This is a genomic window from Duncaniella muricolitica (assembly GCF_910574735.1).
Taxonomy (GTDB): domain Bacteria; phylum Bacteroidota; class Bacteroidia; order Bacteroidales; family Muribaculaceae; genus Duncaniella; species Duncaniella muricolitica.
Map to the genome: position 1 here is coordinate 1 of NZ_CAJTCF010000133.1, position 4799 is coordinate 4799.

7 protein-coding genes and 1 pseudogene are annotated in these 4799 nt (G+C 34.9%); all 8 read right to left on the minus strand.

Translation table 11 applies throughout. The annotated features are described in order from the left end of the window. Positions 1 to 89: 89 nt before the first annotated feature. On the minus strand, positions 90 to 461 hold the full coding sequence (locus tag QGT73_RS16915; protein WP_280123208.1) for a hypothetical protein: 372 nt from the start codon (positions 459 to 461) through the stop codon (positions 90 to 92). 111 nt (positions 462 to 572) lie between these two features. Further along, a complete protein-coding gene (locus tag QGT73_RS16920) occupies positions 573 to 1196 on the minus strand; it encodes a hypothetical protein (RefSeq protein WP_176468602.1) in 624 nt (207 codons plus the stop codon). A gap of 44 nt (positions 1197 to 1240) precedes the next feature. Beyond that, the gene (locus QGT73_RS16925) at positions 1241 to 1918 is read right to left on the minus strand and encodes a hypothetical protein (protein WP_280123209.1); all 678 of its coding nucleotides are present in this window, start codon (positions 1916 to 1918) and stop codon (positions 1241 to 1243) included. A 96-nt stretch (positions 1919 to 2014) separates the two neighbouring features. Further along, complete coding sequence (locus QGT73_RS16930; protein ID WP_280123210.1) at positions 2015 to 2554, minus strand: hypothetical protein; 540 nt, start codon at positions 2552 to 2554, stop codon at positions 2015 to 2017. Further along, positions 2551 to 2928 carry a hypothetical protein gene (locus tag QGT73_RS16935; protein WP_280123211.1) on the minus strand — a complete coding sequence of 126 codons (378 nt, stop codon included), beginning with the start codon at positions 2926 to 2928 and terminating at the stop codon, positions 2551 to 2553. The genes QGT73_RS16930 and QGT73_RS16935 overlap by 4 nt, the downstream gene beginning before the upstream one ends. Before the next feature lie 51 nt (positions 2929 to 2979). After that, positions 2980 to 3618: an ankyrin repeat domain-containing protein gene (locus QGT73_RS16940; protein WP_280123212.1), complete on the minus strand. Its 639-nt coding sequence runs from the start codon at positions 3616 to 3618 to the stop codon at positions 2980 to 2982. Positions 3619 to 3700: 82 nt separating this feature from the next. Next, on the minus strand, positions 3701 to 4234 hold the full coding sequence (locus QGT73_RS16945) for an SMI1/KNR4 family protein (protein WP_123611170.1): 534 nt from the start codon (positions 4232 to 4234) through the stop codon (positions 3701 to 3703). Between the two features lie 52 nt (positions 4235 to 4286). Next, a pseudogene (locus QGT73_RS16950) lies at positions 4287 to 4691 on the minus strand (hypothetical protein); the annotation flags it as partial. Between the last annotated feature and the right edge of the window lie 108 nt (positions 4692 to 4799).

Below are 4799 nucleotides of genomic sequence, written 5' to 3' on the forward strand. Positions count from 1 at the left end.
TCTCTTCGACAAAACTAAATCTCAAAATTTCAATGTTCTCTACGACCCAAGTGGACCAAATTTATTTAATTTTTAACTAGCTCCCATTTTTATGGGACACTAGTGATGTTATATGAATCAGCAATACGACCATTTCTTAAAAAATGGGAATCATTAACATCCGGCTTAGAGCGTAAGAACTGCATTTGTTCCCTTGCAATACTACCAAAATGGTAATATTCGCCATATTTTTTGTATCTCGTTTTTAATTCTTCCATTGTCATCAAATCAAAATTTACGATAGAGAAGAAAGAACTTGATGAATTTACAACAGACGTATATAGTCTTTTGCTAATGTCAGCTTCCGAAGAAGGAGAAATATCTAAAAAGAATATATTAGGATTGTACCCTCGTAATTCCTCACAAAATTGCTGCTCATCATTTTGAGTCATAAAAAACTGAAAATCTCTACTTTTCTCCATTGTATTTAATTTTGATGATGATAAAATCTTTGGCTTACCTTATCGCACTGTTATTGGTAATGGTTTGCAGCTTGCCGCCGTTAGGCGGAACAGGTGCATGTTATTCGCATATTATTCGGGTCGCCAATATGGATGTAATGCCGTTCCAATATTAAACATTGGAACATTAAACTCATTTATCCATTCAAGGCGAGTCCAAATGCCAGAGTTTTCACCGACCATAAGCATCCTTTCATTACAAAAAACAGCTTCCATTTCATAAGGGCGACGACCAATTTCAAAGTTCATTACAATAAATCTAACTGGAGCTTTATCTTGTAACGGTACAACAACCGAATTGCATTTTAAGGTGGATTTTGCCACTTTACCTAATGTCTTTCTACTATGTCTTACAGCTTCAATAGAGCGTTTGGCATTTCTAGAAATAACCATAGGCCTAAATATCGGACCAAATTCCGGCTCTACATCATTTGGCAGGACATCCATTTTATCTACTAACTTTGTAAGACCGTCAATCATCATTTCTTTTATTTCATTTGAATTAATATTGCAAAATTCCGCCCATGCAACAAACTGTTTGTCAGTAGGAAAACTCTCGCCGTCCACATCAAACCACGCATTAAAATCGCCGCCCAAAGAATTGATATAGATAGGGGATTTGGTTGTATATAGTCCCCAATCATCAATTTGCCAAAGCGAGCAATCAAAGTTTGCAATATAGTTTTTTTCTTCCATTTGTTTTTGCGAATAATGGTTTGGAAAGGAACGCCGTTTAGGGGTTATCTTTCCTTGTTATAAACTTTTTTATTTTTCCAATGGATATATAATTCTCCATTCTTTAGTCTTTTCTCTCCAACTATTGCACATAAAAGATTATTTTCATAGGCAAAATTATATTCCTCTGCTGGCATATTGCCCCAACGAGAAGCATACCTATGTATTTTACTAATTCTTTCTTTATCATATTCATATAAATACACCGACCAATCTTTATATGAATTTATACCCTGAAAGATATTCATTTCATGGTATGGATAAAAATAGCTTATTGAGATTATGGTTGTATATTGATTGGGTATATATTTAACATGATATACATAATATGAAAAGGCATTATCATACTCATATATATCAGTTATGATGCCATTTTCTATATTATCCGGAGCTTCTTGCGAACAAAGTATTTTTCCTTCTGCATTAAAGCCAAAAGAATACAGACCAGCTATTTTTAGACGGTCTTTTTCTTCAATATTTTTTCGTATTCTTCCGTTTGGTAAACCCGATAATTCATTCTTATAAGGAGTTGGCACATAAAATTCATGTGTAGCATACTTCCATGAAGAGATTTGCCGTAAAACATTTTCAACTTTGGCATGAATGACATGCGCTGACTTTTTTAACCGTTGATACAGTTTGTCATTCATTTCCATGATATGTATATCACTCTTTATATCCATTGGCTTTATTGTTTATAATGGCTTGACAAGGAGCTGCGTTTAGCAGCTATCTTGGCTCGTTATCAATATAATTCTTTAAGAAAGCATATTCATTCATTATGGTAAGATTTCACATTCTTCACCAAAAGGATAATAGGTTCTCATGTTTACGGTCGATTCGTTTTCGCTGCGACATACTCTTATTCTGCTTATGGAAAGTTTTTCTGTCACTAAGAGTTCGTACCGTAAATTGTCATGGTGAAAGACTATTACTTCCGGCTTCTCTGTGTCATAAAGAGAATAGAATATTCTTAGATTTTTGCAAGAAGATAATGCTGTTTCAATCTGTGCATCGAAAGAAGACGGCAATGTTACAGAAAGATATTCCATGTTGTCCGGATTACTCTTTATATCCAAATCAATATACTCAATTTGGGCAGGCTCTTTGCTGGTTTCGGGCAAGAAACCAATCATAACGCCCTTATCTTCAATCTCGATAGGCTCTTCGTCTATTTCATCATATTCATCATAATCAGAAAGGAGTTCCTCAATGGAAGTTTCAAATAACTTCTCAAATATTCTCTCTGTGTTTTTGTTCTGTATGTCAGTACAGAACAATTCTGCATGAATCTTATTGTTTGTTGTATTCATCTTCATAACAAGTTATTTTGTCTTAATGTATCGTAGTAATCTCCGTCACTATCCATATTGGAAACTATTTTTTTTGACAGTTCTTCTGCATTGAGAGCAAGGCATTCTTGTCCGAATACAGGATGAATCAAGAATGATAAGTCTTGCTTGTTTCCTTTCAGCCATTTCAGAAAATTCATGGTATTAACTTTACTTAGCTTTATGGACATATTGCATACAGCCAAATACAACTCCATATAATATTCGTCTTGCCACAACAAAAATGTGCCGCTATTATCTTGCCCTACAATAATTTGTAAGGTGCCGTCAGAAGTAATAGTGTCAAAGAAATTCTTCGCTCTTTTCTGACTATTAGATTGTTGAATGAATTGCTTTCTCATGTTGTTATTCCATTTGTTATTGATAATGTTTAGCAGGGAACGGCTTGTCCGTTATCCTGCGTTGTTAGCATTATTTTTTTGTTGTTTCATCCATTGCAAAAGTAAATTTTCAATCTCTTTTGCACCTGTTTCCTTAGCCAAAGCAAGAGGGGTGCTGCCGTTACTATCTTTTATATCAAGGTCTGCATGATATTCTAAAAGCAACTTCACCAGTTCGATGTTATTATTGGCAATGGCTTCCATAATCGGATATACTTTGTAGGTGTCGTATGGACTTTGACAACCATTTACGTTAATGCCATACTCCAGTAAAATACGGGCTAACTTTACGTTAGACAGCTTGCAGGCGTATGTCAGGAGCGTAAGCCCGTATTCATCACTATATACTCTATCGTTAATGTCCTTATATCGGGTAAGGGCATATTTTAGTACATCTTCTTTGTCAAAGTAGATTGCCGTATAGAGTATGTCAAACTCGTAACAATCGTTAGCCATTGCCATAGGTTCGTCTTTTCCTGCCAGCAATCGTTTTATGGTTGCCATATCATTGTTACGGCAAGCAATCCCCAACGGATAAAGCTGGTAGGTTTCATCCCGAATAGTATCTTGGAGCAATGAACTTGCTTTCACACTATCCAAACAACAAAAAAGCGTTGCAAGAAAAAGTAATGTCCTATTTACTATCTTCATATTTACTTTTTAAGTCGCACGTTAATGCTAATGGCTAAGCGGGGAACGCTGTCAAGCGTTAGCACGCTTTGTTACCGATGGTTTAACTTTCAAAGTCTTTTGAATTAACAAGCCCACGAATAAACTCCTCAAAACATGCTGCAAGCGTAGTAATCTTATAATCGTTTTCTTCATCAATATGGACAACACTTGGTTCTCCTGCTAAACCACATTTGCGATAATCCAAGAATATCATATCATGTCCGGCAGAAGGAGTGGTGCATATCGCTATTCCAATGGTTGGATAGCCCCATTCTTCAATCCAAAAACGATTTCCCATTTCTCCGCAAAGAGAATAAGGTTTATCTTTATCTATTCCCATAATTCCACTTATTGCTATATGGTTATTTGCCCAAGAAGTCGGGATTTGGGTTAGAAAACATGTATTGACAGCTTCTCCACCATTACATTGTTTTATCAGCGCAATATAAGATTGGGGCAATTTATATCCCAATTCATTTTCAATATCTTTAACTTGTTCATCAGTAGGTGTTGTCCCTATATAATATTTTTGGGCATATTCATTATTATCCCAAAAACTGGAAAAGTCAAAATCTTTAAAAGGAGTTTTATTCATGACTGTATATTTTCTGTTTTATCGGTAATGGTTAGCAGGGAACGGCTTGCCGTTATCCTGCGTTGTTAGCAACCTCTTTAATTCTCACTTGATATTTTTGTAATTGCCATTTTTTATCAATCAACAAATATGTTGCAGACAATTCGCTTTTAGCATCGTCTATTATCCAAGTTAAATATTGAACTTTTATACCTTGTTCATTGTCTGCAAATCTTTTTGCTATTGGATTCCCCAATAATTCTATGCTGCGTTCATAAGAAACTGTTTCAATTACAGACAATTTATATTGCCCATTTTCGTCAGGTAGCCATAAGTTCTCAATAAGGAATAACCGCATATCTTCCACTAAGTCTTTTTCTATTACTTTAAGAATAGGGAGTTTGTAAATGTATTTATGTATATTGACAGAAAAAAACGGGAAGAAGTATTTACCCATTATTCTTCGTTGCATCAATACTTCGGTTATTTTTTGAGAATTTGTTAACGGCTCCGAGGAGCCAAGTGTTTAATCCGTTAAAAATCTGATGTTTAGCATGAAAATTTAACACTAAAAATTTGGTCAAGT